This is a genomic window from Patescibacteria group bacterium (assembly GCA_040753135.1).
Lineage (GTDB): Bacteria > Patescibacteriota > Minisyncoccia > UBA6257 > Brennerbacteraceae > JBFMGR01.
Genome location: JBFMGR010000003.1, coordinates 62,239 through 67,394, shown reverse-complemented (window position 1 = coordinate 67,394; position 5,156 = coordinate 62,239). Strand labels below are relative to the sequence as shown.

7 protein-coding genes are annotated in these 5,156 nt (G+C 42.7%); 1 reads left to right on the top strand and 6 read right to left on the bottom strand.

What is annotated here, in order from left to right; translation table 11 throughout:
• The coding region (locus tag AB1721_01500; GenBank protein ID MEW5805387.1) for a hypothetical protein at positions 1–406 on the bottom strand (406 nt) is incomplete at its 3' end.
• Between the two features lie 231 nt (positions 407–637).
• Positions 638–1,141, bottom strand: a complete 504-nt coding sequence (locus AB1721_01495) for a hypothetical protein (GenBank protein MEW5805386.1) — start codon at positions 1,139–1,141, stop codon at positions 638–640.
• Positions 1,142–1,587: 446 nt separating this feature from the next.
• Here AB1721_01495 and AB1721_01490 point away from each other — a divergent pair, with 446 nt between their 5' ends.
• Entirely contained in the window at positions 1,588–1,872 is a 285-nt protein-coding gene (locus tag AB1721_01490) for a hypothetical protein (protein MEW5805385.1), read from the top strand.
• Between the two features lie 503 nt (positions 1,873–2,375).
• Here the strand turns inward: AB1721_01490 and AB1721_01485 are convergent.
• The 4 genes from AB1721_01485 to AB1721_01470 form a co-directional block, all read right to left on the bottom strand.
• Complete coding sequence (locus AB1721_01485; GenBank protein ID MEW5805384.1) at positions 2,376–3,029, bottom strand: peptidase C39 family protein; 654 nt, start codon at positions 3,027–3,029, stop codon at positions 2,376–2,378.
• A gap of 94 nt (positions 3,030–3,123) precedes the next feature.
• Positions 3,124–3,384, bottom strand: a complete 261-nt coding sequence (locus AB1721_01480) for a hypothetical protein (protein ID MEW5805383.1) — start codon at positions 3,382–3,384, stop codon at positions 3,124–3,126.
• 280 nt (positions 3,385–3,664) lie between these two features.
• Positions 3,665–4,495 carry a hypothetical protein gene (locus AB1721_01475; protein ID MEW5805382.1) on the bottom strand — a complete coding sequence of 277 codons (831 nt, stop codon included), beginning with the start codon at positions 4,493–4,495 and terminating at the stop codon, positions 3,665–3,667.
• 72 nt (positions 4,496–4,567) lie between these two features.
• Complete coding sequence (locus tag AB1721_01470) at positions 4,568–5,032, bottom strand: hypothetical protein (protein MEW5805381.1); 465 nt, start codon at positions 5,030–5,032, stop codon at positions 4,568–4,570.
• Positions 5,033–5,156 lie beyond the last annotated feature (124 nt).

The window sequence follows — 5,156 nt, the reverse complement described above, 5'->3', positions numbered from 1 at the left end:
TAAGCACTTGGTAGTAATAAACTCCATTAGCAGCTTGCTGTTCTCTAAAGTTGGTAATCTTAAATGAGCTGATTCCCACTGGTCTGGGGCTGGGAGTAGGGCTGGGAGAAGGGGTGGGTTGAACTGACGGCGAAGGCGATGACGAAGGTGATGGCGATGATGAAGGCGATGGAGTGCAGTTGGGAATTGGCCAGCAAGCAGTTTTTTCACAACAAACTTTGCTTTTCCAAGGATCGCATTCAGGGTCACAGCTGTCGCTTGGTTTCCAGCCGGCATTGCAAGCTTGACGGCAATCAGTTCTGGTGCCTTCTTCAGTACATACTGGACAGCTTCTCGGGCCGCCACCGCCGCCACCACCGCATGATTCTGCTTTAGAACAATCATAGTAATGCCAATTTGTTCCCATAAGCCGCGGACAATTCCCTCCATAGTAAGCTGTTCCAGATACTCCCGGAGGACCGTAAACTCTACAATACTCGTAACCTTGACATGACAGAACGGGCCCCCCAAATCCTGTACACTCACAATCCTTACCACAAGGTCTAGTAACAGCAAAACTCGGGTTTACGAAAACAAAACCACCAAAGCCTAATAAAATTATTAGTAAAGCTAATTTGTTTTTAATTGCCATAAAAGTTTAAATTATAATAAATTCGCAGTACTTAGTAATTTTGCGGCAAAACTGGTCTTGGCAGATTGCCTGCATAATAGTCCTGCCAGGCACAATTCTGGCATCCTGATAAAAAGGAACTGTGGAAGAAACTAATCTGTCTTCTTGGTTTAGATAGACGGCAGTGTTTTCTAATCTGCAGTTAACTTTAGAAACAATCTCATTGCCTTGGTATTTGAACGGGTAAATAAACCCCAGCTTAAGAGTCTTGCTGTCCGGGTTAATCTCCAAGATATTAAACATTGCTGGATACTCTCTGGTGTCATAATCATAAAAAGCTTCTACTGGCAGATTACCCATTTCTTCTGGCTGTCTGATTATTAAGCTGTCAGCGAATTTTTTATCCTGATAAAACCTAATGCCAAAAAACAAACCCGTTCCCAATAAGATAAGAACAGCTGCCACTATTAAAAGAGTTTTCTTATTAAGCTTTATCTCTTGAATTGCCTGTTTAAGAGTTTTTAAAAACATAAGCAATATATTTTATTATAAGACTATATCTTATTAAGAGTCAAGTGTCAGGGACATCACAGGCTGTCAATTGGCGGCCTGCGATGTCCTAATATTTATAATTCATAAGAAAAGCCGCCTGCAAGCAGGCGGCTAGTATTTAGGGAGTGACAACCTCTATGAGGTGCCACTCCCCCTGCAGTCCCTCTATCATAAAATAAAGAGGGACTGGAGGACCCCCTCCCCCTGGAGGCATGGGGAGGGGGTATAAATTAACAATAATACACCCCCCCTCATCGGTGGGTCCTGTGACCCACCACCCCTCAGCCCCCTCCGGGGGCTGAGGATACGCTGACTCAGGGATATGCTGAATAGCATATCTCCTGCCAGCCTCGAGTTTTTGAATCACCTCACTCATTGAGGTGATCAAAAACTCCGGGTGCGGCATGCACCCGATTTCATGGGCGATGCGAATCGCATCGCCCTCATTCCTCCCCACCAACGGCGTCGGCGTTGGTGGCGCCGTGGGCGTGGGAGTGCGCGTGGGCGTGGGGGTGGCGGTTGGGGTGGGGGTGCGCGTGGGCGTGGGGGTGGCGGTTGGGGTGGGCGTTTCGGTCGGCCGGGAAATCGGCAGGCCGCCCGGGAATGCCGGTCCCGGGACCAGGATCATTGTTGCCGCAAGAATGGCGACAACAATAATGAAGAAAACAACAAAACCAACCCAGCCGGAGCTGGATTGGCCAGCAAACTGAATTGTTTTCATTTTTTCTCCTTTCCCGCTTTTGGCGGGATTTTTTATTTTTTTGTTTAAGAACGAATTTGTCTACATTATAACCCTTTCTGTGAATTAAATCAAGCAACAACTTGAAAGACAAGTCAAGCCAAACCTTCTTATTCTCAAATTCTTAAGAATTTGAGAATAAGAAAATAAGAAAAAGAAAATAAGAAAAGTGATAAACACTGTCTGCCACTTGCCTAAAAGTATTTAAAAACAAGAAATAAAAACAGGGTATAAATAAAACTAAAAAAGACCGGCGTTTATCCCCTACCGATCTTTTATCGTCCTGCAGGAGCCAAGAACTGCAGGACCAACCAGCCTAACAGGCTGGCTGCGGCAATCACCAGACCGGTGATTGCCAAAAAAATTTTAAAAAGGTCAAAGTTCATTTTGACCTCCTTTCTAAAATTATTATACTCCTGTTGTTTTTGTTTGGCAAATCAATATTCTGATACTCCAACATCGCGGGCTATAATCTCATAGCCGGTTTCCAGAATACCTGACGGCAATTAAGTCAACTGAACTATTGTCCGGATAACTTGCGGCTCGCCAGAACTTTTTAATGCTGGCTTTACAATTGGGGTGCGGCGGATTGCCAGAATCATGAAAATAGATAAAATACTTAGTAATACCATTAATCAAAACTATATGAGGATAATATCCTTTTATGCCTTCAAAAACGAGAGAATTAACTGGCACCATTAACAAGAATCCTCGGGAAAACAACTTTCTTATATCAGAGATTCTCGTAGATCTTCTCTTAATGGAAATTCCCTTATCCTTTATTAACTTTTTCGCCAATTTTTGCTCTTGCTTAAAATCAGAATATTTTTTTTGATCCTGATAGACTTCATCGGTCCAAACAGATTTTAAAAACTTTTCTCCTTTTAGAGAAAACTCTTTTAAATCAAAAGGAGTTATATAAATAACCTCAAAGCCAAGATCAGCCAGAAATAGAAGCGCGGCAAAGTCCCACGTGTATTTACCTTTCTTATGAGCCGTAACTTTATCAAGATGCCCAAAACTATAACTTTTACTGGGGAAATAGTATTTAAGAATAGATTTTAAACAGGCCTGAAAACAATGTAGGCCGTCTTTTGTATTAGAATAAAAAGGAATGCTTAATTGCATGACATAATCAAACTATTGACTATTTAATTATAAATTATATAAATTAAACGAGCCGTGGTAAAAAGCCACGGCTCCTTGGTCAACCCGGGAAAAACTATTTGCCTCTGGTTCCACTGCGAATGCCACCGGCATTACTCTTATTGCCACCACCAGAACCATCTTTGCCCTTGCCATGACCGCCTTTCCCACTAGACTTAGTGGAAGTGTTTTGATTCTTATTCTTGTTAGCCACCTTTCTCACCTCCTTTCTTTTGAGATTTTTAGGAACTGCTCTTAGTATCTCTCTCTCTCTGGGTTTTGTCAAGGTTTGGGAATAAACCAAAACTCTCGGCTCTTGACCGAGAGTTTTGGTCAACTTATTTGTTTGCCTTATTTGTTTGCCTTATTGCTTGTTTTTTACTTATTTTACCTGTTAAAGATTGCCTATTGTCTACTATCTGTCCGATCGGACAGATAGTAGACAAATCAAGTTTTAGCAAGCAAAAAGATTAGGGATTAAAGTTAAACCAATAAAAACCAATTAAAATGGAAAACTCCGCAAAAGCGGAGTTTTCCAGTGCCTTCGGGTTCTGGGCCGAAGCCTTTCGCCTGAAGACATTGTTAGTATAGCAGAGAATACAGGAATATCAAGAGGTTTAATAAATCAGATTCACCCCAGCAGCATCGCCGGTTGTCAAAGTGTCTTTTTTCACTTCTGCTTTTGCGCCATAACCATACATCGTGTTGTGCTGATAATCATTAGAATAATGGTCTGTTAAACCGAACCAGTGGCCCAACTCATGAGTCAAAATATTTTGGGCGTCGTAAGAATTCGCCTCAGCGCAGATATTCTCTGAATCATAAGGCGTCCAGGACCAAACAAATTTTTTGTTCATAATTGTATCAACTTCAACAGCCAAACCCGTGGCTGGATAATACCAGATGTAAGTTACAGCCAAAGCGGTACCTTGAGTTCTGCCCCAAGCAACAATATTTTCCCCGTCAAGACTGGCCCGGGTTTTATCGGTGCCGGCGCTGTTTTCAATCAGATTAATCTGGCCGGACAGGGCAGTTTCCCAAACCGAGAAAGAATTATCAGTAATTAAAGAAAGATTGCTGCCAATATTGCCCGGCGCGCTGCCTGGATTCAAAGCATAAACAAAGTTGCTTGGCAGATGCCAGCCAGCCGCGCCAACCACTGCGCTCGAATCAGGGTCAACTAAACCGCAAACATAATCCGGGGTTGGCGATGGTTTAGGCGGTTTGCCCCCGCCGCTACCCTTTCCAAGCGGGCTGTCCAGTTTATCTTTATAGACAAAAACCCGCATCTTCAAATCCGGCCGACCGGGAACATCATATATCCCGGCTTGCTCGGGAAGAACCGGAGCTTCTGTTTGCCCTAATGGTTTAGCCCAAGCTTGCCAGGCAAAAATAACCGCTCCGGCAAAAATAGCTAAACCAATCAATTTCAAAAGTTTCTTCTTCATAATTTTTTAAACTTAATTATTAATTTTATTGTAGAAAACAAACTGACGCTGTCAATAGCTGAAAAAACGCCCTTAATTAAGCTCAAAACTGTCAATAACCCGGCTGATCTGGCTTGCCATTGCTTGGAACTCTTCTGCTTCCCTGCCCGAATAAGAATTGCCTGAGGTTTGAGTTAAAACAAAAACCAGATTGTTTTTCTGGGCCAGCTCCCGGCCGTGATAAAATTGGGATTGCTTAATTGTTTGCCATTCTTGCCAATCGTAAACCATAATAGAAAACAGCTCGTGCTTTGTGGCTGATTCAGAGTTGTATAAAAAAGAAACTCCGTCTTCTGTCTCCTGAACCAAATATCTGCCCTGCCAGTCCAAAGGTAGATAGATTAAATAGCCATAAACTGGATGAGAATAATATAAAATCCTCCGTCGCTGGTCCGCGGGCTTTTTAATCGCAACAAAATAAATCACTGACAAAGCAATCAAAATTACAAAAATTATTACGGCAATAAAAATAATTTTTTGGCGGCGAGACTCTAACATATGATTTAATTATAACAAAATAAAATCCCGCATCAGCGGGAGATAAGTTTTGGAGGGGGGGGGGGGGGGGGGGGGGGGGCCCCCCCCCACCCCAGGGGGCAAAAATATCTATATATAAAAAAAA